Here is a 25,642-nt window from a genome sequence, read left to right on the forward strand (position 1 = left end):
AGCCATGGATCAGCAAGACAACGCCTACCCGGGGGCAACAGGGCAGGACGGCGGGCCTGCGCCCGTCTGGGGCGGCGCCCCGGACCGGAACGGCGACAACGCGCAGGGCCGGGCCGCCCAGGGCCCCTCGTCCGGGGAGCCTGGGCAGGGGTGGGGTGCGCCTGCTCCGGGTTCGCCAGCACCGGGGTGGGGTACGACGGCGGCACCTGGCCAGGTTCCCGGCCCCGGCACGGGGTGGGGCGCGCCGCAGCAGTACGCGCCCGGCTCGGCGCCCCGGGCGGGCAGAGGGAACTGGACGGCGAAGAAGGGTGCGCTGGTGGGCGGCATTGCGGTGGTTGTGGCCGCGGCAGCCGGTGCCGGAGCCTATGCTGCCGGGAACGGGAGCGGAACGGCTGCAGCGAACAATACCCAGGGACTTGGTGCTGCCGGGCAGTTCGGTCCCGGCAGCCAGGGCGGAATGACAGGTCCGAATGGCCAAAGCGGCGTTGACGGTGGCGGAATGGCCGGTGGTATGGGGATGGACGGTGGACCTGGCGGGCTGGGTATGGGATCCGCAGGGCTCAACGCGGCCGTCCACTCCGAATATGTCGTCCTCGAAGGCTCCAGCTATGTCACCATGGCTGGCCAGGCCGGCACCGTGACCGAGATTTCGGGTACATCCATGACCGTGAAGAGCGAGGACGGGTTCTCCCGTACCTACACCGTGGGCTCCGACGTTCAGGTGACCCAGGGAATGCGGCAGCGCGGCGGCAATTCCACCGGCAGCACGCTGGGCCTCTCAAATGTGGCCGCGGGCGCCAGCGTGCGCGTGACGGCCCTCAAGGAGTCGGACACGTACTCCGCGAAGACCATCCAGCTGGCCGCGTCCACGACCGCAACGACCCCCAACTCCGGAACCAGCAGCAACTGAGGGCGGCATTAAACACCGCCGGACCGTCCTGCCTTCGGCGCCGCGCACCCGCTCGCGGGCAAAAAACAGGCCGAGGGCAGGACGCCGGCTGGACACGGTCACGGCGATTCCACGTCAAACGGTTGAATTTCGGACAGATTCGGTAAACGGGATCTTAGCCGAATTTTCTTCTGGAAAAGCTGGAAAATCAGGGAGATGCCGGGATAAGCATTCAAATTCTTCCCCGGTTCCGAAATAGTGACATGCAGCACAATTTAGCGTTTCGTCTCACAATGCGGACTATTCGGTCCATTGTTACTTGCAAGTTGGCATTGTTACGCGGCACACTTCCAATGTGAACAAGAACTCAACAGCACCTGCAGCCGCAGAATATTGGCCCAGCACATCCGCTGCTGCCGACATGCGCTGTTGTCGAATGCACGCCTGACCTTCCCACCCACCGAAGTTCTTAGGCATTCGCCCCCAAGCCCAGCGTCGGGCGCCCCTCCCCGGTCCGCGTGACGGGGAAGCCAGCATTCGAGCCGCGGAGACGGCCCTTTCACATTGAGGTAAGCATTTCATGTCAGTTGCATCCGGATACGTCCACATCTCTGTCCGTAACGCCGCCAAGGCGGGCCAGCCCTCCGGCCTGCGCCCCGGCTTCGGCCCGCGCCCCTCGCTTGCTCCCTCCACTTCCGGAAGCGGCTTCCCGGCCCAGGGCTTCGCCCCGCAGGGATACAACCCGAACTCCTACGGCCAGCTCCGCGCCGTGCACCCCGCCGAGTCCGCTCCCATTACCGCCCCTACCCCTGTGGTGCCCGGCGCAAACCAGGTGCGTCCGGTAGCCAACGACAACGTGGCCCGCGGGTTTGTCCTGTACATGGGCATCGATGAGGAAACCGCGGCAGCAGCCGGCACCTCCATCGCGAAGCTCGCCCAGGAGATCCGCGCCTACGCCCAGTCCCTGGTCTCCGGCGCGGAGAGCTACGCAGCCGTGGCGGTAGCCCCCGCCGGCACCCCCGGTTCCGCGCTCGACGTCGTCCGTTCCACCTTCGGCGACCCCACGGTCAACTCGCGCCAGCGCACCGAAACCCCCCGTCCTGCCCAGGCGCAGGAACCGCGTCCCTCCGGTGTGCTCATCGACCTCGCCCGCCGCGAAGTCCACCTCGACGGCGAATCCCTGAACCTGACGTTCAAGGAGTTCGAGCTGCTGAACTACCTCGTCGAAAACGGAACCCGCACCGTGGGCCGCGACGAGCTCCTCGAAGGGCTGTGGCGCAACGCCGAAGAAGTGCCCAACGAGCGCACCATCGACGTCCACATCCGCCGCCTCCGCTCAAAGCTCGGCCGCCTCGCCAACACGGTGCGCACCGTCCGCGGCCAGGGCTACCGGTTTTACGAGCACCCTGAGGTTGTTGTCTGGGCCGCTCCGGAGTACTCGATCTAAGTCTCTTGTGCACGAAGGCGACCTGTTCCAGTGGAACTGGTCGCCTTCGCTTTCGCGGGACATCCTTCGGCGCCTGCGCTCGTTCCTCCCCACCGCCACCCTCGCCTCGCGAGCTCGGCCAGGGAACCCTGGCGGCGTGGGCCCAACGCAACAACGGCGCTTTCAGGATGCCCCGCTGCGCTGCGGCGACCTCGTCACCGAAACGTCCCCTCGGCATGGGGACTTCTCCGCGCACCGTGCCTCCGCGGCTAAGTGGTTTGGATAGGCTTGGGCCATGAGTTCGCACCATGTTCGACGCCTTGTGATCATGCGCCACGCCAAGGCTGACTGGCCCGGCGGGGTAGCCGACCATGAGCGGCCCCTCGAGGAGCGCGGGCACCGGGAAGCCCCGCTGGCCGGCAAGTGGCTGCTCAAGCACAACATCGTGCCCGACTTCATTTTGTGCTCCAGCGCCCTGCGAACCCGGCAAACGTGCACCTGGGTCTGCTCCGAACTCGGGGACAAGGCGCCCACGCCCAAACTCGAAGACGGTTTGTACGCGGCATCGGCCCTGCGGATGCTGGCGGTGGTCAACCACGTGCCGGACACCGTGACCACGCTGATGCTCATTGCGCACCTGCCCGGCGTGCAGGACCTGGCCATGCACCTCGCCTCACGGGATTCCGACCATGATGCCTACATGGATGCCGCCACCAGGTTCCCCACCAACGCGCTCACCGTCCTGGAGACAGAGAAGCCCTGGGCGGAACTGGACGGCCAGGACGCCCGGATTACCAGGTTCAAGGTTCCCCGGGCGCACTAGCGGCAACTCCGCTGCCGGCAATCTCGCGCAGCAGCGCCGCGACGTGCCTGATGCCAGGGCTGGCTGTCATGGTCCTGCGGTGGACAAGCCCCACCTGCCGGGCTTGGACCGGGTTCACCACCTGGACGGCAACCACGTCCGGAGGCAGCGCCGGCCGGCCAAGGCGGGGCACCAGGGCAACAGCCACGCCCTGCTCCACCAAAGCGATATGCGTGGCGAAATCGGGGTCGTAAATCCTGATGTCAGGGACACGCCCCAGGTCGGCAAAGATCCGCAGCAGGGCCTCGTTGCAGATGGCCCCGTCGGGCGTGCTGATCCAGCGCTCGTCCACCAGTTCGGCCGGTTCCACCGCAGATTGTTCCGCGAGTGGGTGGCTGCCGTGCACCAGCACATCCGCCACGTCCTCGCAGAGCCATTCAAGCGCCAGGTGCTCCGGGATCACCAGCGGTACGGAGTTCCAGTTGTGCACCAGGCCCAGGTCGGCCTCGCCGTTGGCAACCCGCGCCACGGCCTCCCGCGGATCCTCCGCCAGGACCGAAATCTCGAGTCCATCCTCCGACTGCCCGATCCGCGCGAGCAGCGGGCCCACCAGCCCCCTCACGGCAGTGGAAAAGGAAACCACGCGGAGGCTGCCGCTGGGCCTGGCCGGGTCCGCCAGCAGTGTCGACTCGAGTTCTTCGAGTTCGGCCAGGATGCGCCGGCCGTAGGCGGCCAGGGCCAGCCCCCGCTCGGTCAGCAGGACCCCGCGGCCGCGCCGCTCCAGGACGGCGAAGCCGCCTTCCTTTTCCAGTTTCTTGACCTGCTGGGAGACGGCCGACGGGCTGAACCCCATCGCCTCCGCGGCGGCAATGACGGTGCCGTGCTGCTCGATGGCCGCGAGGGCGCGCAAAGAGCCGATGTCGATCATGAAGCAAAGGTACATGATTTCGTGCCAAATTAAGCGCTGGTGCTTCATCCCTGCCTCTGCCAGAGTGGGAGGGTGAACCTGCGCGATTCCCTGCTTGCTGTCGTCGTGGCCCTCCTGTGGGGCCTAAACTTCGTGGCCATCGACATCGGGCTGCACGCGGGCGGCCAGGAGTTCCCGCCGTTGCTCTTCGTTGCCCTGCGCTTCTTTCTGGTGGTTATCCCGTGGATCTTCTTCGTACGGAAGCCGGACGTGTCCTGGAAGGCCATCATCGGGGTCGGGCTCTTTATGAGTGCCGGCCAGTTCGGCCTTCTCTACCTCGCCATGGCCTTGGGCATGCCGGCGGGCCTGGCGTCGCTGGTCCTGCAGGCGCAGGTGCTGCTGACCGTCCTGCTCGCTGCGGCCTTCCTGGCTGAGCGGCCCAGCGGCAGGCAACTCGCAGGGGTCGGGCTGGGCGTGGCCGGGCTGGCCCTCGTGGCCGTCGGACGGAGCGCAGTAGCACCGCTGCTCCCGCTGGTCATCGTCCTGGCCGCAGCACTTTCCTGGGCTGCCGGAAACGTCGTTGCCCGGAAAGCCAAAGCAGCCTCGGGCCTTGGGCTGGTGGTGTGGTCAGGCGCCGTGGTGCCGCTTCCGCTGGCGGCGCTTTCGGTTCTGGTGGACGGGCCCGGCACCGTCTGGCAATCGCTGGCCAACCTCCAGGCGCCCACGATGCTCAGTGCGCTGTACACCGCCGTTTTCGCCTCGCTGGTGGGCTACGGAATCTGGAACCGGCTCCTGGCCAGCCACCCGTCGTCGGCCGTTGTTCCGTTCACCCTGCTGGTTCCGGTGGTGGGCATGAGCGCTGCCTGGCTGGTCCTCGCGGAAGTTCCGTCGCCAACGGAGCTGGCGGGCGGAATGCTGCTCCTGGGCGGCGTGGCGACCGCGGTGCTCACCGGTCCAGGCAGGAAGCGTCAGCGGCGGGGGACGGAGCCGCTGCCGGACGGGGGTGCCGGCCTCGGCGCAGGTGCAGCGGACGACGGCGGACGCTTGGCCGGGGTGGACACCGCGCGCGCCGGGGACCGGGGTGCTGACGTCCGCTGAGCCGCAGATCCCTGGCCGGCGGCCTTTTGACCGCCCGCCCGGGGTGCGGCAGCCCGGGAGCTGCGCGCCGTCGCCCCGCCGCTCCGCCGTGACGGACCCGGCGGGGAGGAAGGACGCCGGGCCGCCGGGCGTGCTGCCGGCCTGCGGACCGCCGCCGTACGTCGCCTCCCCGGCCACAACGCGCCCAGGAAAAGGATTCCGAAGGTGGCCGCAAGGGCGCAGGCGGCACCAAAGAAGTAGTTATCGGGATCATCCGTGGGCAGGGGCGTGCCCAGGAATGAGGGCTGGCCGTCGAACGCCAGTTCCCAGGTGCTGAGGAATGCCAGGGAAAAGCCGAGGGCCAGGGCGGTGCCGGCGCCGGCGGCCAGCAGCGCCGCATGCCGCCGCCGGACCAGGACCTCGGCGACTGCCGCCAGGTAGGCCAGCCCCAGGACACCCGCGAACGCAATGAACACCGGTTCGGCAAGGGTCATCGCGGTGAGCACCAGCAGCCCCGCAGCAACGATGCCGCAGATCACCGCGAACTTTCCGCTCTTCCCCGTATGGCGCATGTGCTCCATCATCCCTGAGGAGCTGGCCCCTTCAGCACGTAGCCGCGCATGATCGCCATGATTGCTGCAACGCTTTGGTCACGGGTGCGCTCGGGGTTGTACGTTTGCCGGTCGAGGCCCACCACGAAGCAGGCGCCAAAGATGGCAGTTTCCAAGCTGCCCCTGGACACGGAATCATCCACGGGATACGCCTCGGCCACCTTTTCCACGGCCTGGCCGATGACGTCCAGGAGCTCCCCGCGCAGCACGGAAAACGTGCCCTGCCACTCGCTGGGTATCCGCCAGTTTTCGCTGACCCAGAGGCGCGCGAAGGAAGGGTACTCCGCCATGAAGTCCATGGCCTGGCCAATCATCGCCTCCATGCCCAGCAGCGGGTCCCGCCCCGTGGTTCCGGCGTCCGCGGCCTCGAGCAGCCGCGCCTTGAGGATGTCCACGCCGTGCCGCAGGAGCTGTGCGATCAGCTCCGACTTGCTGCCGAAGTTGTAGTAGACGGTGCCCTTGGACACCCCGGCCGCTGCCGCGATCTCATCCACGGTGACGCTGGCCGCCCCGCGCTCGCCGATCAGTTCCATGGAGGCATCGAAGAGCTTCTGCCGTGTGGCGTTGGTCCGGGCCGGCCGCAGCCCCTTGCCGGCTGGCGTCAGTTCAGTGGTCATACCGCGATCTCCGGCTTCAGGGTCTTGAGCGTCCAGTACTTGTTCTTCCGCACCGCGAGGGTGGACATGGCCGCGCCCAGCAAAGTGTAGCCCAGCAGTCCCACGAAGGTGGGAGCAATCATGGACAGGTCCCCGCCGTAGATCAAATGCCGCATTCCGGTCACCACGTAGCCCATGGGCAGCACCTGGTGCACCACATGCAGCGGCTCCGGCGTGGTCTGCCACGGGAAGGTGCCGCCGGAAGACACCAGCTGCAGGACCAGCAGGATAAGCACCACAAGCTTGCCGGGCGAGCCCAGCAGCGCCACGATGCCCTGGATGAGCGCGCTGAAGGCCATGGCAGCGGCCAGCATCAGCAGCCACATCAGGACCGGATGGGAGGGATTGAGCCCCAGCGCGGCGTCCGCCACCAGGGTCAGCAGGGATGCCTGCACCGCCGAGACCACGAAGAAGGGCAGCCAGCCGCCCACGGCGATCTTCCACGACGGCGCATTCGATGCCAGCGCACGCTGCGTGATGGGGCGCATCGCCTGGACCAGCATGAAGATCCCGATCCACATGGCCAGGGTGAGGAAGAACGGCGCCAGCCCGGCACCATAGGATCCGGCCTTGGCCTGCGAAACGTTGCTGACCGCCACAGGATCTGCCATCACCTGGGAGAGGTTGCTCTTCTGGGCGTCGTCGGGGTTGGGGACCTGCCCGGCGCCCTTGCCGATCTCGTCCGACAGGGTGCGGGAGCCACTGGCAGCCTGCCCCGCGCCGTCCTCAAGCTGGGCAGCCCCGGCGTCGAGCTTCCGTGCGCCGTCGGCAAGGCCTGCGGCGCCGTCGACGGCGGACTGCTCGCCGGCTGCCAGCGCCGCGGCGCCGGTATGCAGCTGGTCAGCCCCTGCCGAGGCCTGGGAGATGGCGTCCCTGAGTGCCGGCATGCCGGCTGCCAGCTGGGCGGCGCCGACGCTGACGGCTTCGGAGCCGTCGGCCAGCTGCTGGACCTGGGCCGCGTCCGCCTGGATCTTGCCCTTGGCGGCTGCCACCGGGCTGGCCGTGCCGGCGGCATCGAAATCCGCCAGGACCTTGTCCGCCTGTTCCTGGGTCAGGACCCCCGACGCGACCAGCCTGCTGTTGGATTCGACCACGCGGTTGCGCAGGCCCTGGTCCGCCGCCTCCAGCTGGGCCGCCACGTCCTGGACCTTGGCGTTGAGCTGGGCGTTTCCGGCGGCAACCCGGGCGGCACCGTTAGCGAGGGTCTGGGTGTCGGTGGGCAGCGTGGCTGTCTTGTCCTTGAGGACCGACAGGCCGTTGCTGAGCTGCCCGGCGCCGTCGGTCAGCTGGTTGGCGCCGTCGCGCAGCTTCAGCTGGCCGGCGTACAGCTGGTCCGCGCCGCTGCCCAGGGCTGACGTCCCCTCGTGGAGGGTGACGGTCCCGTCCCGGAGCGTGGCCACGCCGTCGGCCAGCTTTGAGGCCCCGTCCGCCGCCTGGACCATCTTGGCGTGGATGGTGCCGAATCCTGTGAGCAGCTGGTTGGCGGTCTCCTCGCCCACTTCCTTGGCCACCGTGGTGTGCACGGCAGTGGTCAGCTTGTCCACGATGGTGCTCAGGAGGTAGTTGTTGGCATCGTTCGTGGTCACGTTCAGCATGGCCTGGCTGGCCGAATCGAAGCTGCCGGGGGAGACCAGGTTGGCGGAGAAGTCCTTGGGGATTTTCAGCGCGAAGGCGTACTGTCCACTGCTGACGCCGGCATCGGCTTCCGCGGAGTCTTCCACCGGCACCCAGTGGAAGACGTTGCCCTCCACCAGGCTGTCCGCCACCTTTGCCCCGGCTTCGAGGCGCGTGCCGTCGGCATTTGTTGCGCCGGAGTCCTCCACCACCAGGGCGGCATCGAGATTGTTGAGGTGGCCGTAGGGGTCCCAGTTCGCGTACAGATAGACCGCGCCGTAGAGCAGCGGGACCATGGTCAGCGCCAGGATGGTCAGCTTGGGCAGCAGCCCACCGGTCATGCGCTTCAGTTCAGAGCGGGCCAGCCGCAGGACAGTCACTTGGCAACCTCGGTTTCGAGTACGGTTTCCTGGTCTTCGGTAGTCCCTGCCGCGGCGGAGTGCTTGCCGGCGGCGGACCCCGGTCCGGGTTCCGGCGCTGCATTGCCGATCGCGGCCACCGGTCCGTCCCACGAGGCGGGGACGGCGCTGACCGCCGCTACGACGGCGAGCGGCCTGCCGGCGTCGTACGCCAGCTCCCGGAGGCGTGGCAACCAGGTGAACTCACCGGCACTGTGCCGGTCCGGTGAGTCAACCACCAGCAGGTCCGTGCGCGGATTGGCCAGGGCCAGTGCGGTGAGCAGTTCAAGCCGCCGCTCCGGATCCAGCTGTTCGGTCCACAGGCCGGCGATGTCCTCGAAGCGGTTGACCTTGAGCCACGGGCCGCTGAGCAGCGCACCGCGGTAGCGGCGGGGCACCAGGGCGAGGTCTTCGGTCACCAGGTCCCGGACGCTGAGGTGTTCCTCGGGTTCGTTGACGCCGGGGGAGTCCACCAGGGCCGCGGACAGGCGCAGCTGCTTGGTCCGGGAACTGCCGTCCCAGCTGAGCTGCCCGTCCGTTGCCTTCATGCGGCCGCTGAGGAGGAGGGACAACGCCGTGCGCTGGTCCTGCCGGTCGCCGGTCACGAGCAGCAGTTCGCCGCGCGCCACCGTCACCGAAGTGGCGGGAAGCAGCGGATCCCGGCGCCCTTTGGCCTGGAGCTGGTGTGCTGAGAGCAACGATCGCCTTTCGCAGAAGAAGTCTGCGTTAAGGCTAACCGAACTGACTGGTCAGTTCAAATAGAGTTCAGAGGCCGTACTTCTCCAGAAGCCGGAGCCATACCTCGCTGATGGTGGGGTAGGAGGGGACGGCATGCCAGAGCCGGTCCAGCGGGACCTCACCCACCACGGCGATGGTTGCCGCGTGCAGCAGTTCGGCTACGTCCGGGCCGGCGAAGGTTGCGCCGAGCAGGACCTTGCGGTCCTCGTCAACCACCAGCTGAGCCCACCCTTCGTAGTTCTCCGAGTGCAGGGAGGAGCCGGCAACCTCGATGGGCAGCTCCACGGACGAGGCGTTGTAGCCGTCCTTCCTGGCCGTCTTCAGTGTGCGTCCCACGCTGGCCAGCTCCGGGTCCGTGAAGACGACGCTGGGTACGGCATGCTGGTTGGCCGTCTGGGCGTAGCGGGTCCAGTCGCTGGGCGTTCCATCCAGTTCGCCTTTTGCCCGCGCGGCAATGGCATCGCCGGTGGCGCGGGCTTCGTATTTGCCCTGGTGGGTGAAGAGGTTCTTGCCGGCGGCGTCGCCCACGGCGTAGAGCCACTGTTCATCCCCGGGTGTCTCCCGGACCAGGCCCGAGGCGTCGGTGGACAGGGACAGATGGCCCGATCCATCCGGCTCGAAACCGACGCTTTCCAGGCCCAGGCCCTCCAGTGCGGGATGGCGGCCGGTGGAGACCAGGACCTTTTCCGAGGTGACGGTGGTTCCGTCCCCAAGGCTTACGGTGAGGGTGCCGTCGTCGTTGGCGCTGATCCGGTCCGTGGCGGTGTGCAGCCGGAGTTCGACGCCGTCCGCCCTCAGTCCCGCGGCGACCAGCGCCGAGGCTTCTTCCGGAAAAGTGCCCAGCAGCCCGCTGCGGGCCACCAGGGTGACGCTTGAGCCAAGGCGGGCGAAGGCCTGGGCCAGTTCGGCGCCGGCCACGCCGCCGCCCAATACCGTCAGCCGCCCCGGGACCTCGCTGGCCGACGTTGCCTCGCGGGTTCCCCACACCTGGACATCCTGCAGTCCCTCGATGGGCGGCGTATTGGGGGTGGAGCCGGTGGCAAGCACCACGGCATGCCGCGCGCGCAGCAAGTGCTGCGTGCCGTCCAGGCCGGCCACCTCGACGGCCTTCGGGCCGGTCAGCCAGGCATGGCCGCGCACCAGTTCGATTCCGGTGTCCTTAACCCACGAAACCTGGCTGTCATCCTGCCAGTTGGACGTGAAGTAGTTGCGGCGCTCCAGGACGGCGGCGGCGTCCAGGGTGCGCGTGACCGCTTCCTTGGCGCCGGGCGTGGTTTGGGCCCCGTGGAGCGCGGTGCCGGGCCGGAGGAGTGCCTTCGATGGCATGCACGCCCAGTAGGAGCATTCCCCGCCCACGAGTTCCGCCTCGACGAGCACGGCCGTCAGGCCGCCCTGGACCACGCGGTCGGCCACATTTTCACCTACGGCGCCTGCGCCGATAACAACAACATCAAATTCACGCCCAGCGGCCTCGGGATCCATGACCAAAGCCTAGCTGGGGACGGGTGTCCTGGCAGCACAAAAAGGTCCGCACCGGCGAACCGGTGCGGACCTTGTTGGTGCGCCCAAAGGGATTCGAACCCCTGACCTTCTGTTCCGTAGACAGACGCTCTATCCAGCTGAGCTATGGGCGCATTCCGTGTCCCGGGAGGAGAACCGCTCTCCCTGAACCTCGAATTACTTTACGCGAGGGGAAGCCTGATGCCAAATCGAAGCGGCTGTAATCTGCACGACTAGACCGGTCTAGGTGACCTTCGTCACTTAATTGGCGTTTTTGCGGCAATAATTCCTTGATTTCCCGCGGAATTCAGTTTTCGTGACCCGAGATGTCAGTCAAGCTCCCCAAAAACTCCACTGGTCCGGACCATAGCATTTAGGACACACCGATGAACCCGAGGAAGGGAACTGCAATGGGCGATCTGGCGCAGAAGCCGCTGCTTGAGAAAGCACCCACCACACATGCCGGCCTGCTGGCATGGGTCGAAGAGGTTGCTGAGCTTACGCAGCCGGACCGCATCTACTGGGTTGACGGCTCCGAAGAGGAAAACACCCGCCTCACGGACGAGCTCGTTGCTGCCGGCACCCTGACCAGGCTCAACCCTGAACTGTTCCCGAATTCCTTCGCCGCGTTCTCGGATCCCGCCGACGTTGCCCGCGTCGAAGAGCAGACGTTCATCTGCTCCGAAAACAAGCGCGACGCCGGCTTCACCAACAACTGGATGGATCCGCGGGAGATGAAGGACAAGCTGCGCGGCCTGTTCGCCGGCTCCATGCGCGGCCGCACCATGTACGTGATCCCGTTCGTCATGGGCCACCTTGACGCCGAGGACCCCAAGTTCGGCGTCGAAATCACCGACAGCGCCTACGTTGTTGCCTCCATGCGCATCATGGCCAACATCGGTACCGCGGTGCTGGACAAGATCACCGAGACCAACGCCTTCTTCGTCCCGGCACTGCACTCCCTGGGCGCACCGCTGGAGCCCGGCCAGGACGACGTCGCCTGGCCCTGCAACCCGGACAAGTGGATCGTCCACTTCCCCGAGGAGCGCTCCATCTGGTCCTTCGGCTCCGGCTACGGCGGAAACGCCCTGCTGGGCAAGAAGTGCTACGCGCTGCGCATCGCCTCGGTGATGGCCCGCGACGAGGGCTGGCTGGCCGAGCACATGCTCATCCTCAAGCTGACCTCGCCGGAAAAGAAGAACTACTACGTTTCCGCCGCTTTCCCCTCCGCCTGCGGCAAGACCAACCTCGCGCTGCTCGATCCCACCATCGAAGGCTGGGAAGTGGAGACCCTGGGCGATGACATCACCTGGATGCGGATCGGCAAGGAAGGCGAACTCCGCGCCACCAACCCGGAAGCAGGCCTCTTCGGCGTTGCCCCCGGCACCGGCTGGGGCACCAACCCCAACGCCATGCGCGCCATCGCCAAGGGCCACAGCATCTTCACCAACGTCGCCCTGACCGACGACGGCGGCGTGTGGTGGGAAGGCATGACGGACGAGGTTCCGGCGCACCTGACCGACTGGCAGGGCAACTCGTGGACCCCGGATTCGGACAAGCCGGCCGCCCACCCGAACTCCCGCTTCTGCACGCCGATCGCGCAGATCGACATGCTGGCCGAGGAGTACTACAGCCCGGAGGGCGTGGAACTTTCCGCCATCCTCTTCGGCGGGCGCCGCAAAACCACCGTTCCGCTGGTCACCCAGGCCCGCAGCTGGACCAACGGCATCTTCATGGGCTCCACCCTGTCCTCCGAGACCACCGCCGCGGCCGCCGGGCAGGTGGGCGTGCTCCGCCGCGACCCCATGGCCATGCTGCCGTTCATCGGCTACGACGCAGGGGACTACCTGAAGCACTGGATCAGCGTCTCCGGCAAGGCCAACCCGGAACGCCTGCCCCACATCTTCCTGGTGAACTGGTTCCGCCGCACCGCTGACGGCGGCTTCGCCTGGCCCGGCTTCGGCGACAACGCCCGGGTCCTCAAGTGGGCCATCGAGCGCATCGAGGGCAAGGCCGACGCCGTCGAGACCCCCATCGGATACGTCCCTGCCGGGCACGCCCTGGACCTCACCGGCCTGGACCTGACCCACGCCCACGTTGAGGACGCCGTCCGCGTCGACCGCGAGGAGTGGGACGCCGAGCTCGCCTCCATCGAGGAGTGGTACGCCAGGTTCGGCGACTCGCTGCCGGATGCCCTGCGCTCGGAGCTCGATTCCCTGAAGGGCCGGATGGCCAAGCACTAGCATCCCGGCCTTCCCTACGACGACGGCCCCGCACCTTTCTCGAAAAGGTGCGGGGCCGTCGTCGTTCACCAACAGGGGCCTCCGCCGCCGAGGGTTCCCTGGCTGAGCGGAGCGAAGTTAGGGAGGCGGTGGGGACTCAGCTGGCGAGCCAGATGTCCGGGCCGAAGACCTCGTAGTGGATCCGGGTGGCGGGGATGCCGGCGTTGATGGCCTCGTTGCGGATGTTCTTCATGAACGGCAGCGGGCCGCAGAGGTACAGCGAAGCGTCGGCCGGGAGGTCCACCTCGCGCAGGGACATGAAGCCTTCCTTGGCGCCGCTGACCGGCTTTTCCAGCCAGAGCTGCAGTTCGGCGCCGTCCAGGCGTTCGACGTCGTCCGTCATCTGGCTGCGCAGCGCCCAGCTGTCCAGGGTGCTTTCGGCATGCAGCACCAGGACCTGGCGGTCCGAGCCGGACTCGGCGAGGGAACGCAGGATGGAGGCGGTGGGGGTGCAGCCGATGCCCGCGGACGCGAGGACCACAGGGCCGTCGCCCTCCTTGAGGGTGATCTCGCCGTAAGGGTTGGAAATCTCGACGACGTCGCCCACCTGGACGGTGTTGTGCAGCACGGGGGAGACCTCGCCGCCGTCGTCCAGCTTGGTGGTGAAGGTGCGGCTGGTGCCCGCGTCCCCCGAGAGTGAATACTGGCGCACCTGCCGCAGGCCGTCCGCAACGGCCACCTTGACGCTGACGTACTGGCCGGGAAGGGCCGGGGTGACGGGGGTGTCGTCCGCGGGCTCCAGGGTGAAGGTCATGGACCCGGTTCCCGCCGGCGTCTTGGCCGCGACCCGCCACGGCGTCCACATTTTGTCATTCGCCTGCGCAGCGTAGAGGCCCTTCTCGAGCTTGATCAGGGCGTCTGCCATGAGCCAGTACACCTCGGTCCAGGCTTCGGCGATCTCAGGGGTGATGACCTCGGCCAGGTCCTCGGCGATGGCCGCGAAGAGGTGCTCGTAGACCACCTGGTACTGCGGTTCGGTGATGCCAAGGGAGGCGTGCCGGTGGGCGATGCGGGAAAGGACGGTTTCCGGCAGGGTTCCGGGGTTGTTCACCAGGTGGGTGGCGAAGGCGGCGATGCTGCCGGCGAGGGCCTGCTGCTGGTTTCCGGAGCGCTGGTTGGAGCGGCTGAACAAGCCATCCATCAGTTCTGGGTGCGCCGCGAAAAGGCGGGCGTAGAAGTTGGGGGTGATGGATCCGATCCGGGAGCCGACCAGCGGCAGGGTGGCCTCAATGACGGGGCGGGACTTGTCCGAGAGCATCTGTACTCCTGAGGTTGTGGCCGGGGCCTTCGTCCGGCCGGATGAAAACTCATATTTGAAATACGAGTATTTCTGCCTCAGTTCTACACCTTGTAGAAGTTCGAAATCAAACTGATAGCCGGAGCCCGGATAGGCGGCAGTTAAAGCCCCGGACGGAGGCCGATCATCTGGAAAACCGGAGCCATTTGCCGGGCCTGGGGGAGTTCCCCGATCACCACGGAATCAAGTTCGGCGTAGAAGGCCTCCCGGGCACGGGCCAGGGCGCCGCGGAGCCTGCACTCATTGATGAGGGGGCAGTTCCCGCCAGGTGCAACGCAGTCGGCGGGATCGGTGCGGGTATCCAACTGGCGCAGGATCTGTCCGACGGTGGCGATGCGCCCGGCATGGCTGAGCCGGGAACCGCCGGAGCGGCCACGGACCACCTCGATCAGGCCCATGCTCCGCAGCTTGGCCATGGCCTTGCTGACGTGGTTGTAGGGGGTCCCCACCGAATCTGCGATGCTCTGGGTGGTGAGCAGCGTGCCATCGGGAACGGCTGCGAGCACCATGAGGGCGCGCAGGCTGACGTCGGCGAAGGCATTGATCTTCATGGCTGCGGGTCCGGTCTAGTCCACCCAGATCGTGGGTTCGCTGGCGTCCGCGCCGAGTTCGCCGAATTCCCAAGTTTGGCTGGTGGCGTTCGGGGCGTAGGGCAGCACGGCTGCGAAGAGGGAGCCGTCGCGGTGCTCGGCTGCCACATGGATGGCGTCCGTGTCCTCCTCCACCAGCATGATGTCGCAGACCACCGCGGCGGCGCGGAAGTCATCGCGGTTCTGGCGGAGGAGGGCCTGCAGGTCGCGGATCATGGCGTCGGCGTCGAACTCCCCGTCACTGCCCTCTCCTGCATCCGCCGGGGAGACGGCAACCAGCCGCACCTCGCCGTCGTTCTGGACGGTCAGGGCGAAGGGGAGGAAGCCGCCGTTGCGCTGGAGCTGCTCCTGGGCGGCGCTGACGCCCGTGCCCAGGAGGTTCTCCAGGTCTGTTGCCGTGACTTCGGAGACGGAATCACGCCAGCTCTCCTGCCCGCTGTGCCCCTCCGCTGCCGGCCCGGTGTGGTCGGTCATCCGGTGCTAGGACCGCACCAGGGCCAGGACGCGGTCGCGGACGCGTTCCATGGTGGCGCGGTCCGTGGCCTCGGCATTGAGCCGCAGGAACGGTTCGGTGTTGGACGGGCGAAGGTTGAACCAGTAGCTGCCGTCGTTGGCCGTGAACGTGCTGCCGTCCAGGTTGTCGATGGTGAGGTCCTCGTCCGCGAATGCCTGGCGCACGCGCTCCACCGCTGCCGGCTTGTCCTCCACCTCGGAGTTGATTTCGCCGGAGCTGACATAGGGCTCGTATTCGCGGGCCAGGTCGGAGAGCGGGCCGTCCTGCTCACCCAGGGCTGCCAGGACGTGCATGGCAGCCAGCATGCCGGTGTCAGCGTTCCAGAAATCGCGGAAGTAGAAGTGCGCGGAGTGTTCGCCGCCGAACACGGCACCTTCCTTGGCCATGACTGCCTTGATGAAGGAGTGGCCCACGCGCGTGCGGACCGCGCGGCCGCCGTCGTGCTCCACCAGTTCGGCGACGGCGCGGGAGGTCAGCAGGTTGTGGATGATGCTGGGCGTTTCCTCGCCCTGGGCCTTGGCGCGGGCGATCTCGCGGCGCGCCACCATGCCGGTAATGGCCGACGGCGACACGGGTTCGCCCTTCTCGTCGATGACGAAGCAGCGGTCGGCATCGCCGTCGAAGGCCAGGCCGATATCCGCGCCGTGCTCGATGACTGCGGCCTGCAGGTCGCGGAGGTTTTCCGGCTCCAGCGGGTTGGCCGGGTGGTTGGGGAAAGAGCCGTCGAGCTCGAAGTACAGCGGAACGATGTCGAACGGCAGCTTGTGCAGCAGGGCGTCGCCGAGGACTGCCGGGGTGGTCAGGCCGGCCATGCCGTTGCCGGCGTCCACCACCACCTTCAGCGGGCGTGAACCCGAGAGGTCAACGAGCTTGCGGAGGTACTCGGAGTAGTCCTTCAGGACGTCGCGGACGCTGATCAGGCCCTTGGCGCCGGCAGCCGGAATGGACCCGGAGTTGAGGTACTGCTCCGCCAGGGCCTGGATTTCCTTGAGCCCGGTCTCGGAGGAGATGGGCACGGCCCCTGCCTTGGCCATCTTGATGCCGTTGTATTCGGCGGGGTTGTGGCTGGCGGTGAAGGTTGCCCCGGCGCGGTTGAGGAAGCCGCAGGCAAAGTACAGCTCATCGGTGGAGATCAGGTCCAGGAGCTCCACGTTGGCGCCGCGGGCAGCCGCTCCATTGGCGAACGCCTTGGTGAACTCGGGGGAGGACGGGCGCATGTCCCCGCCCACCACGATGGTCTGGCCCTCAAGCTGCAGGACATCCACGAACGCGGCCCCCACGGCTTCGACGATTTCGGCGGTGATCGACTCGCCGACAATCCCACGGACGTCGTAGGCCTTGAAGGATGCCGAGAGATCAAATGTCGTTGTCTGTTCGCTAGTCACGGGCTTTATCTTACGTGTGCGGCGCAGGGGGCCAACGGGTTCCGGGAGAACTTGCGTCACAGTGCCGGCCTTTCAGCGGGGGTTGTGGCGCTTTCCACATAGCGGTGGGAGGGTTTAGGGGGCTGTCGGAGGGTGCTGGGATACTGAATCAATGGCCAATAACCAGTTCGCTTCCACAGTTTCCGCTACCGCAGTCGAAGATGCGGCCGGCCCCGGGGGGCCGGGGACCGCCACGCACGCCGAGGCGCTGGAGGTCCTTCGCGGTTTGGTCGGGCACCCGGACGCGGTCTTCCACGACGGGCAGTTCGAAGCCATCGAGGCATTGGTCGACGGCGGGCGGCGGGCCCTGGTGGTCCAGCGCACCGGCTGGGGGAAGTCTGCCGTGTACTTCGTGGCCTCCCTTCTGCTGCGCCGCCGGGGAGCCGGGCCCACGCTCATCGTCTCGCCCCTGCTGGCCTTGATGCGCGACCAGGTGGCGGCCGCAGCCCGGGCCGGGGTCCGGGCCGTGGCCATCAACTCCGCCAACCAGCTGGAGTGGGACGCCGTCCGTGAACAGTTGGCCGCGGACGAGGTGGATGTCCTCCTGGTGTCCCCGGAGCGGCTCACCAACCCCGCGTTCAGGGAGACCCAGTTGCCCGAACTCCTCCGCCGGACGGGCCTGCTGGTCATCGACGAAGCCCACTGCATTTCCGACTGGGGCCACGATTTCCGCCCCGACTACCGCCGGATCGCCGACCTCATCGGCCGCCTGCCGGACACGGTTCCGGTCCTGGCCACCACGGCCACGGCCAACTCACGGGTGGTGCATGACATCGAGGAACAGCTCGGGGCCGGCGTGCTGACCATCCGCGGCTCCCTGGGCCGGGACTCGCTCCGGCTGGGGGTCCTGTCGCTGCCCAATTCCAGGGAGCGGCTGGGGTGGCTGCTGACCCACCTGGCAGACCTTCCCGGGAGCGGCATCATCTACACGCTGACCGTTTCCGCGGCGGAGGACACCGCCCGGCTCCTGTCCGAGGCGGGACACAACGTGCTGGCCTATACCGGGCGGACCGATCCGGCGGACCGGGAGCGGGCAGAGCAGCTCCTGAAGGACAACCAGGTCAAGGCGCTGGTGGCCACTTCAGCGCTCGGAATGGGCTTTGACAAGCCTGATCTTGGCTTCGTCGTCCACCTCGGCGCGCCGTCGTCGCCGGTGGCGTACTACCAGCAGGTGGGCCGCGCCGGCCGTGGCGCCGCGAACGCCGATGTCCTGCTCCTGCCCGGATCCGAGGACCGGGAAATATGGCAGTACTTCGCCACAGCGTCCATGCCGTCGGAGGAGAAGGCGGCCGCCGTGCTGACGGCGCTGGCCGAGGCAGGGGCCGCGCTGTCAACGGTTGCCCTCGAGGCCAGGGTGGACCTTCGCCGGACTCCGCTCGAGCTGCTGCTGAAGGTCCTGTCCGTGGACGGAGCCGTGGAGCGGGTCGGCGGCGGCTGGCGTTCAACCGGCCAGCCCTGGGTTTACGACGCCGAACGCTACAGCCGCATTGCGGAGGCCCGGGTGGACGAGCAGGACTCCATGGTCATCTACCAGGACACGGCCGGCTGCCGGATGGAGTACATCACGTCGGTCCTGGATGACGAGACAGCCCGCCCCTGCGGCCGGTGTGACAACTGCGCAGGCCAGTGGTTCCCCGCGGATGTGGCCGCCGACGCCACGGCCGCAGCCAGCCAGACCTTGAGCAGGGCGGGCGGCGTCCTGGAACCGCGTCTTCAGTGGCCCAGCGGAATGGACCGTCTTGGGGTGCCGGTGAAGGGGAAACTCAAACCGGGCGAAGGACTGTCGGAGGGGCGCGTCCTGGCCCGCCTGACGGATCTCGGCTGGGGCGGTGCCCTGCGGGAACTGTTCGCTGCCGGCGCCGAGGACCGGCCGGTCGATCCCGGCATGCTCCAGGCCTGCGTCCAGGTACTGCGTGAGTGGGGGAGCGGCGATGGCCGGAACCCGGGATGGAGCGGGGCGGGCAGGCCGGCCGCGATTGTGAATGTCCCTTCCCGCGGCAAGCCCCAGCTCGTGGGTTCGCTGGCACGGGGCATCTCCGAGATCGGGCGCATTCCCTACCTCGGTGAGCTGCAGCTGGCGCATGGCGGTCCCACCGGCGGCCGCGGGGGCAACAGCGCCTATCGGCTGGCGGGTGTATGGGACCGGTTGGTGGTGGGTCCCGAGCTCGAAGCCGCCCTGCAGTCCGTCCAGGGCCAGCCGGTGATGCTGATCGATGACCTCACGGACAGCCGGTGGACCCTCACCGTCGCGGGGCGCGCCCTTCGGCTGGCCGGGGCGGGAGCGGTGCTGCCCCTGGTGCTGGCCCAGGCCGGCTGACCGCCGCCCCCGCGTGACGGGGGAGCAGGATGCTGTCCACGGTGCTTGCCAGCATCAGGACTGCCATCGCCAGGAATGCGCCGCGGAACGGGCCTGCCGGATCCTGGGCCGCGGCGCCCAGGCCGTCAAAGGTCCGGATCAGCAAGGCTGCGATTGCGATGCCGGAACCCGTGCCGAGCTGCACCAGCGTGGCGGAAACAGTGTTGGCGGAGGTCAGCTGGCCAGGGGGAACGTCCGCGTACTGGACCGAGGCGTAGGCCGAAAAACCGATGGAGCGGAAGGCGCCGCTGCACACCAGCAGGGCGGCCATCAAAGCCACGGGCGTCTCCGGCGTCATCAGTGCGCAGAGGGCGAAGGTCACGGCCGAGGCCAAGGAAGCGAACACCAGCATCGCCTTGAAGCCGAACTTCCGAATCAACGGAGTGGTGGCCGGTTTGATCCCGATATTCCCGATGAAGACCGCTGCCACGAGGGCGCCGGCGTGCAGCGGCGACCAGCCGAAGCCCGCCTGGAACATCAGCGGCAGCAGGAACGGCACCGAACTGATGGTGACCCGGTAGACGAAGCCGCCCGTGGCCATGGCCCGGAACGTCCGGGTGCGGAAGACCTGGAGGTTGAAGAGCGGATGGGGAGCCCTGCGCATCCACAGGACAGCCCCGGCCAATGCCGCTGCTCCGGCCGCGGCGCTGATTCCGGCCCAGGGAAGCCCCGGGTGGCTGCTGTCAAGCTCCAGGCCGGTCACCAGGGCGCCGACGCCAACCGTTGTCAGGAGCATTCCTGGCCAGTCCAGCCGCCGGCCGGGATCCCCGGGCACCGTCGGAACCAGCCGAAGCGATACTGCGAAGGCGGCCGCGCCAAGCGGCAGGTTCACCAGGAAGATCCAGTGCCACGACAGGTATGTGGTGAGCGCCCCGCCCACCAGCGGCGCGAGGACCGGCGCCAGGAGCCCGGGCCATACAAGGAACGCGGTGGCGCGCAACAGCTCCGACTTCGGGGTGCCACGCAGCACCACCAGTGTCCCCACCGGGACCATCATGGCGCCGCCGGCACCCTGGGCAATGCGGCTCAAGGTCAGTGTGGCCAGGTCCTGGCTGAGTGCACAGGCCAGGGATGAGAGGGTGAACACCGCGATGGCTGTGCAGAAGATCCGCCTGGCCCCAAAGCGCTCCGCCAGCCAGCCGCTGAGGGGAATGCCGATGGCCACCGTCAGCAGGTAGGCGGTCATGGTGATGTTGACGTCGGCGGCGGGGACAGCAAAGTCAGCCGAGATGCTGGGAATGGCCGTGGTGAGGACCGTGCCGTCCAGGAATTCCATGAAGAACGCTGCCGCTACCAGAAGGGCGAGGCGCGGATTCCATCCCGTTCGCGCGCCGTCCGGGTGGTCTGGTTTGCTGGGTGCCGCCATGGGCCAATCCTGCCACCGCGGCGCCGGGGGCGCCTACGGTGTCCGTTGGCCGGACAGCGCGTTCCATAAGCCGCCGGAAACGCAAAAGGCCCCGGTCCAAGGACCGGGGCCAAACGCGGAGACGGGGGGATTTGAACCCCCGGTCGAGTTTAACCCCGACCCTTCATTAGCAGTGAAGTCCATTCGGCCGCTCTGGCACGTCTCCAGTTGCTATTACTAGCCCACCAAGGATACGCAGATCCGGCCATGCAGTGCAAAACGGTGCCGCGATGGGACCCGCCCGGGGTGCAGGGAGGGGGCCGGCCCGCAGTCAGTGCTGTGACGGGCGGACCATCCGGATCTCGGGCAGGTCCTCCCAGTCCGCCAGGACGTCCCTGGCGCCGTCGGCTGCAAAGCCAAAGTGGCGGTAGAAACCGATGGCCCGGTTGTTGCCGGCGGCCACCCAGAGGCTCGCCGCGCTCTGGCCTATGGCCGCGTCCAGCAAACGGGCGCCCAGCCCGCGGCCCTGGTGCGAGGCCAACAGGTACAGCCCCCACAGCTCCAAATCTCCGGAGGCCGGCGGCGGGTGCCCTTCCGGGGAACCGGTGGCAGGCAGCCGGCGGGAACCGGCAAACCCCACCACCGTCCCGCCGTCGCACGCCACCCACGCGTCGGCAGGATCCGGGCGGTCCAGCAAATGCTGCCAGAGCCCCAGCCGATCCGCCGGATCCACGGCCGCGAGGAAGGCATCGGACAGCATGCCCCGGTAGGTCTCCTGCCAGCAGCGGACGTGCACCCGGGCCAGCCGCCCCACATCCGCGGCAACGGCCCGCCGCACCGCCAGCCCGGCTGCCATGGCGGTCAGCCCGCCAGCGCTTTCCACAGGAAGTGCTGGCTGCGCGCCTGCAGGGCAGCGGCCTGCCGGTTGTCGGAGGCGCCTGCGTGGCCGCCCTCCAGGGCCTCGTGGAACCATACGTTCGGGATGCCCATGGCCAGCATCCGGGCGGCCATCTTCCGTGCCTGCACGGGTCCCACCCGGTCGTCCGAGGTCGCCGTCCAGATGAAAGTCTCCGGGTACTCCACCGCGTCCTTGAGCAGATGGTACGGGGAGAAGGTCCTGATGTACTCCCACTGCTCCGGGACGTCGGGGTCGCCGTACTCGGCAATCCACGAGTGCCCCGCGGAGAGCTTGGTGTAGCGGCGCATGTCCAGCAGGGGCACGCCGCAGGAGACGGCCCGGAACAGTTCCGGGTACCGGGTGAGCATGTTCCCCACCAGGAGGCCGCCATTGGACCCGCCCACGCAGCCCAGCCGCCGCGGCGAGGTGACGCCGCGGGAGATGAGGTCCCGCGCCACGGCTGCAAAGTCCTCGTAGGCGCGGTGCCGGTTTTCCTTCAGCGCGGCACGGTGCCAGGCCGGCCCGTATTCGCCGCCGCCGCGGATGTTGGCCACCACGTACACACCGCCGCGCGAGTGGGGTGACTTCCCGTCGCTGCCGTCCGAGAGCGTGGTCCGCCGCTCCAGCCACGCCCGGCCGACGGTGCCGCTGTAGGCCGGAGTCCGGGACACCTCGAACCCGCCGTAGCCGGACAGCTGGGTGGGGTTCTGTCCGTCCAAAGCCAGCCCGCGCGGCGCCACCTGGAAGTACGGGACCCGGGTGCCGTCGTCGGACACGGCGAAGTGCTGTTCCACCTCATAGTCACCGTCGGCAAAGAACGACGGCGAGGTCTTGACCACCGCGTGCCGGCTCACCACGCCGGACGGGCCGGCGCTCCCGTGTTCCAAGGTGCCGTGTTCCAAGGTGCCGCGCATCAGCGTGGTGGGGGTGGTGAAGCCGGTTGCGATAAGCCAGAAGTCGTCGCCGGCCCCGCCATCGGCCGGTGCCTCGTCTTCGTCGTCCACGGCGTAGGCGTTCACGTCATGCAGCGGCGGGCAGGCGTCGAGGAGGGTCGCGGCCCAGCCGGCGTCGGTGTTCCCTGACGGCCGGGACGGGTCCAGCACCCGGATTTCGGAGGAGACGTCCTTGAGCAGGTTGAGCAGGAGGAAGTTCCGGGTCCAGCTCCAGGACTGCAGGGAGGTGTGGGCATCGGGGGTGAACAGGACAGTGAGGTCCCGGCTGCCGGCGAGGTAGTCCTCGAAGTTGGCGGCAAGCAGGGCACCGGAAGGATACGTGGTGCCGTCCAGGACCCAGTCCTGCTGCGGACGGAAGAGCAGCCAGTCCCGGTGCGCGCTGACATTGACGTCGGTGGGCACGTCGATCTGCACCCAGCTTCCGTCCCGCAGCACAAAGTTGGTGCGGTTGAAGAAGTCGATGTAGTCCACTGCGAAGGTCCGCTCAAAGCCGGGCGTGGAGTCGTGCGCGGCAACGGCCATCATGTGGTCTTCCGGCACCTCGAAAAGCCGGGGTGCCGCGGCCAGGGATTCCCCGCGCTTGAGCGTCACTGCCGTCCGCGCGTAGGAGGACGCCGTCTTCGGCAGCCCGTCCGCGGTGGAAGCCACCAGCAGGGTGCCCGCGTCGAGCCAGGATACGTTGCCTTTCGCGGTGGGGAGGTCGAACCCGCCGCGGGCGGGGTCCACGAAGCCGCGCGCCTCGACGTCGAACTCGCGGTACCGGTTGGCGTCGCCGCCGTCGGGGGAGAGGGCGAGCAGCGCCAGCCGGTAGGGCTCCCCGTCTGCCGGGCGCAGGAACGTGGCGCCGTGGAACACCCACTCTTCGCCTTCGGCCCGGGACAGCTCGTCAACATCCAGCAGGACATCCCATTCCGGGGAATCGGTGCAGTAGCTCTCCCAGGTGGTCCGCCGCCACAGGCCTTTGGGGTTCTGCTGGTCCCGCCAGAAGTTGTAGTACCAATCTCCGCGCTTGCCCACCATGGCGATCCGGTCCGTGGAGTCCAGGACCTCCAGGATTCCGGCCTCCAGTTCCGGGTAGCCGCCGCCTTCCAGCAGGTCCTCGGTGCGGGAGTTTTGCTCCTTGACCCAGGCCAGCTGCTCCTCGCCGTAGATGTCCTCCAGCCACACGTTCTCGTCGACGGGTTCCGGCGCGGTTTCGCGTAGGTCGGTGCCGGAGGTGTCCTTGCCGGTGCCGGGAACGGGCGCTTGATCAGCTGCTGTGGTGGTCATGGGCCCCATCCAAACAACATCCCCCATGACTGGCAAGTCAAGCGTCTGGAGCACGCTCCGCTTCCAGCCCGTACGCTGTATGGCGTGGAAATATCGCAGAGCAACCGGGCCGTCATCATCGGTGGCGGCCCCCGCGGCACCAGCGTGCTGGAGCGGCTGCTCGCCCACACCGCCATCGCAGGCCACCCGAAAGCGCACCTGCACATCGACGTCGTGGATCCCTACCCCGCAGGCCCCGGACATGTGTGGCAGCCGGGCCAGTCCCGGTTGTTCCTGATGAACACCCAGTCGTTCTATCCCACCCTGGTTCCCGAGGACCCGGCCCTTCCCGCACCTGTTGCCGGCCGCACCTTCGACCAGTGGCGGGCCACCCAGCAGCGGGACCCGCTGCCGTCCCTGACCGCGGAGGAACGGGCGGAGCTGGCGTCGCTGGGATCCAATGATTTTCCCAGCCGTGCCCTCTACGGCCGCTACCTCCGCTGCACCGTGGAGGAACTGCTGGGCAACGCATCCGACGCCGTCACGGTGGAATTCCACGAGACGACCGCAACGTCGGTGCGTCCGCTGGGAGACGGAACGTTCGACGTAGGCTTGGCCACCGGGGCGGCCATCCGCGCCGGTTCCGTGGTGCTGGCACTGGGGCACATCCCTTCCCGGCTCAACCCGGAACAGCGCGGGCTGGAGGCCGCCGCCGGGCAATTGGGCCTGGAGTACTTTCCCCCGGCCGTGCCCGCGGACGTGGACTGGTCCCGGATCCCTGCCGGGGAACCGGTCCTGGTCCGCGGCATGGGCCTGAACTTCTTCGACACCATGGGCCAGCTCACCGAGGGACGCGGCGGCAAGTTCGTGCCCAACGGCAGCGGCCTCGCGTATGAACCGTCCGGCCAGGAACCCCGGATCATTGCGGCGTCGCGGCGCGGGACCCCGTACCGTGCCAAGGCGGCGCTGGATGGCTACTACGCCTCTTCCGTCACGCTCCGGTACCTCACCGAGGCCACCATCGATCGGCTGGAGAAGGCCGGAATCCGCCCGTCGTTCGACCACGACCTGTGGCCGCTCCTGCACCGGGATGCCCTGTGGGCCTACTACTCCACCCTGGTGCGCTCGCAGCCCGGCGCGGTGCCCGATGCGCCCGCCTTCCTTACGGCCCTGGAGGAAGCCCTGCAGCCGCACGCACACAGCGCCGCGAACTGGGAGGACAGCGTGGAGAGCGTCCTGACCGTCCACGTAGGTCCCCGCCACCGCCTGGACCTGCCGGGGCTCGCGGCTCCACTGGCAGGGCGTTCCTTCGAGTCCCGCAGGGCGCATGACGCCGCGGTCGTGGAGTTCCTGCTCGACGATGCACGCCGCTCGGCGCTGGGCGAGGACGATCCGGTCAAGATGGCCATCGGGGCGCTCCACCACGGGCGCGCCGTCCTCAAGACCGCGGTGGCCGACGGCGGTATCACCGATGCATCCTGGGTCGCCGGCCTGCGGGGCTGGTTTGAATCGTTCGTGGAGGGCCTGGCCAGCGGACCGCCCGCACTGCGGTCCGAACAGCTGGCAGCACTGGCACGGGCCGGGGTGGTCAGCTTCGTGGGGCCGGACCCGAAATTCGGCGTGGACCGGAAATCGGTGCTGTTCACCGCGTCCTCGCCGTGGGTGGCGGGGCCGCCGGCCACGGCGAAGACCATGGTGGAGGCGCTGGCCCCCGGTAACCGGGTCTCGGCCAACGATTCACCGCTCCTGTCGCAGCTGCTGTCCGACGGGCTGGTGCGGCCCAAGCTCATGATGACCGCCGAAGGTGCCCCCATCGAGTCCACCGGCCTGGACGTGGAGGCCCACCCGTACCGCCCGGTGGCGGCCAACGGGTCGGTCACTGAAGGGCTCTTCGTGCTGGGGCTGCAGTTGTCCTCGGCCCAGTGGGGCACCGCCATCGCCGCAGAGGCGCTCCAGCCCGGCGGGCCCGCGTACCGCAGCGGCCAGCGTACCCTCCGCGACGCGGACGAGATTGCCGCCGCCATCCTTCGCAGAAATTAATCTCCAAAGGTTAAACGGTGATGCGCCATCACTTTAGGTCGCTAAACCGGCGGCGGAATAGGAACCAAAAGTGATGG

General features: G+C 68.0%; 19 protein-coding genes and 2 tRNA genes. 7 read left to right on the forward strand and 14 right to left on the reverse strand.

Annotated features, from left to right (window positions below; translation table 11 throughout):
* Positions 1-4 precede the first annotated feature (4 nt).
* The 3 genes from ACFVTD_RS13060 to ACFVTD_RS13070 all read left to right on the forward strand — a co-directional run bounded on the left by ACFVTD_RS13060 (position 5) and on the right by ACFVTD_RS13070 (position 3,138).
* Entirely contained in the window at positions 5-910 is a 906-nt protein-coding gene (locus tag ACFVTD_RS13060; protein WP_387563425.1) for a hypothetical protein, read from the forward strand.
* Positions 911-1,469: 559 nt separating this feature from the next.
* Positions 1,470-2,336 (forward strand): winged helix-turn-helix domain-containing protein, encoded by an 867-nt coding sequence (locus ACFVTD_RS13065; RefSeq protein ID WP_141158132.1) that lies wholly within the window; start codon positions 1,470-1,472, stop codon positions 2,334-2,336.
* A 274-nt stretch (positions 2,337-2,610) separates the two neighbouring features.
* Positions 2,611-3,138, forward strand: a complete 528-nt coding sequence (locus tag ACFVTD_RS13070) for a SixA phosphatase family protein (RefSeq protein WP_387563427.1) — start codon at positions 2,611-2,613, stop codon at positions 3,136-3,138.
* On the opposite strand, the gene ACFVTD_RS13075 is transcribed toward ACFVTD_RS13070, so the two are convergent.
* On the reverse strand, positions 3,116-4,045 hold the full coding sequence (locus tag ACFVTD_RS13075) for a LysR family transcriptional regulator (protein ID WP_387563430.1): 930 nt from the start codon (positions 4,043-4,045) through the stop codon (positions 3,116-3,118). The genes ACFVTD_RS13070 and ACFVTD_RS13075 overlap by 23 nt on opposite strands.
* A 72-nt stretch (positions 4,046-4,117) precedes the next feature.
* On the opposite strand from ACFVTD_RS13075, the gene ACFVTD_RS13080 reads away from it, so the two are divergent.
* The gene (locus ACFVTD_RS13080; protein WP_387563433.1) at positions 4,118-5,122 is read left to right on the forward strand and encodes an EamA family transporter; all 1,005 of its coding nucleotides are present in this window, start codon (positions 4,118-4,120) and stop codon (positions 5,120-5,122) included.
* Positions 5,123-5,681: 559 nt separating this feature from the next.
* On the opposite strand, the gene ACFVTD_RS13085 is transcribed toward ACFVTD_RS13080, so the two are convergent.
* From ACFVTD_RS13085 to ACFVTD_RS13105, 5 genes are all read right to left on the reverse strand, one after another.
* A complete protein-coding gene (locus ACFVTD_RS13085; protein ID WP_387563436.1) occupies positions 5,682-6,329 on the reverse strand; it encodes a TetR/AcrR family transcriptional regulator in 648 nt (215 codons plus the stop codon).
* Entirely contained in the window at positions 6,326-8,362 is a 2,037-nt protein-coding gene (locus tag ACFVTD_RS13090; protein WP_387563439.1) for a YhgE/Pip family protein, read from the reverse strand. The genes ACFVTD_RS13085 and ACFVTD_RS13090 overlap by 4 nt, the downstream gene beginning before the upstream one ends.
* Positions 8,359-9,078 (reverse strand): ABC transporter ATP-binding protein, encoded by a 720-nt coding sequence (locus tag ACFVTD_RS13095; protein ID WP_387563442.1) that lies wholly within the window; start codon positions 9,076-9,078, stop codon positions 8,359-8,361. Before ACFVTD_RS13095 ends, ACFVTD_RS13090 begins: the two co-directional genes overlap by 4 nt.
* A gap of 67 nt (positions 9,079-9,145) precedes the next feature.
* A complete protein-coding gene (locus ACFVTD_RS13100; RefSeq protein ID WP_387563445.1) occupies positions 9,146-10,600 on the reverse strand; it encodes a dihydrolipoyl dehydrogenase family protein in 1,455 nt (484 codons plus the stop codon).
* Between the two features lie 75 nt (positions 10,601-10,675).
* Positions 10,676-10,752, reverse strand: a tRNA-Arg gene (locus tag ACFVTD_RS13105).
* A gap of 276 nt (positions 10,753-11,028) precedes the next feature.
* Between ACFVTD_RS13105 and ACFVTD_RS13110 the strand changes: the two genes are divergently transcribed.
* Positions 11,029-12,861: a phosphoenolpyruvate carboxykinase (GTP) gene (locus tag ACFVTD_RS13110; protein ID WP_387563448.1), complete on the forward strand. Its 1,833-nt coding sequence runs from the start codon at positions 11,029-11,031 to the stop codon at positions 12,859-12,861.
* Positions 12,862-12,997: 136 nt separating this feature from the next.
* On the opposite strand, the gene ACFVTD_RS13115 is transcribed toward ACFVTD_RS13110, so the two are convergent.
* From ACFVTD_RS13115 to ACFVTD_RS13130, 4 genes are all read right to left on the reverse strand, one after another.
* Positions 12,998-14,158 (reverse strand): globin domain-containing protein, encoded by a 1,161-nt coding sequence (locus tag ACFVTD_RS13115; protein ID WP_387563451.1) that lies wholly within the window; start codon positions 14,156-14,158, stop codon positions 12,998-13,000.
* 140 nt (positions 14,159-14,298) lie between these two features.
* A complete protein-coding gene (locus ACFVTD_RS13120; RefSeq protein ID WP_387563454.1) occupies positions 14,299-14,748 on the reverse strand; it encodes an RrF2 family transcriptional regulator in 450 nt (149 codons plus the stop codon).
* A gap of 15 nt (positions 14,749-14,763) precedes the next feature.
* Positions 14,764-15,261: a hypothetical protein gene (locus ACFVTD_RS13125; protein WP_387563457.1), complete on the reverse strand. Its 498-nt coding sequence runs from the start codon at positions 15,259-15,261 to the stop codon at positions 14,764-14,766.
* Positions 15,262-15,267: 6 nt separating this feature from the next.
* Positions 15,268-16,686 (reverse strand): phosphomannomutase/phosphoglucomutase, encoded by a 1,419-nt coding sequence (locus ACFVTD_RS13130; RefSeq protein ID WP_387563460.1) that lies wholly within the window; start codon positions 16,684-16,686, stop codon positions 15,268-15,270.
* 151 nt (positions 16,687-16,837) lie between these two features.
* Here ACFVTD_RS13130 and ACFVTD_RS13135 point away from each other — a divergent pair, with 151 nt between their 5' ends.
* Positions 16,838-19,042 (forward strand): RecQ family ATP-dependent DNA helicase, encoded by a 2,205-nt coding sequence (locus tag ACFVTD_RS13135; protein WP_387563463.1) that lies wholly within the window; start codon positions 16,838-16,840, stop codon positions 19,040-19,042.
* Here ACFVTD_RS13135 and ACFVTD_RS13140 read toward each other — a convergent pair.
* The 4 genes from ACFVTD_RS13140 to ACFVTD_RS13155 all read right to left on the reverse strand — a co-directional run bounded on the left by ACFVTD_RS13140 (position 18,966) and on the right by ACFVTD_RS13155 (position 23,546).
* Positions 18,966-20,447, reverse strand: a complete 1,482-nt coding sequence (locus tag ACFVTD_RS13140; protein ID WP_387563466.1) for an MFS transporter — start codon at positions 20,445-20,447, stop codon at positions 18,966-18,968. The two genes, ACFVTD_RS13135 and ACFVTD_RS13140, sit on opposite strands and share 77 nt — an antisense overlap.
* Before the next feature lie 116 nt (positions 20,448-20,563).
* Positions 20,564-20,652, reverse strand: a tRNA-Ser gene (locus ACFVTD_RS13145).
* A gap of 105 nt (positions 20,653-20,757) precedes the next feature.
* The gene (locus tag ACFVTD_RS13150; RefSeq protein ID WP_387563470.1) at positions 20,758-21,309 is read right to left on the reverse strand and encodes a GNAT family N-acetyltransferase; all 552 of its coding nucleotides are present in this window, start codon (positions 21,307-21,309) and stop codon (positions 20,758-20,760) included.
* The gene (locus ACFVTD_RS13155) at positions 21,288-23,546 is read right to left on the reverse strand and encodes a prolyl oligopeptidase family protein (RefSeq protein WP_387563473.1); all 2,259 of its coding nucleotides are present in this window, start codon (positions 23,544-23,546) and stop codon (positions 21,288-21,290) included. Before ACFVTD_RS13155 ends, ACFVTD_RS13150 begins: the two co-directional genes overlap by 22 nt.
* Before the next feature lie 84 nt (positions 23,547-23,630).
* Between ACFVTD_RS13155 and ACFVTD_RS13160 the strand changes: the two genes are divergently transcribed.
* Positions 23,631-25,565: an FAD/NAD(P)-binding protein gene (locus ACFVTD_RS13160; protein WP_387563476.1), complete on the forward strand. Its 1,935-nt coding sequence runs from the start codon at positions 23,631-23,633 to the stop codon at positions 25,563-25,565.
* The last annotated feature ends 77 nt before the right edge of the window (positions 25,566-25,642 follow it).

Origin of the sequence: Pseudarthrobacter sp. NPDC058119 (assembly GCF_042884655.1) — a bacterium.
In the GTDB taxonomy this organism is placed as follows: Bacteria; Actinomycetota; Actinomycetes; order Actinomycetales; family Micrococcaceae; genus Arthrobacter.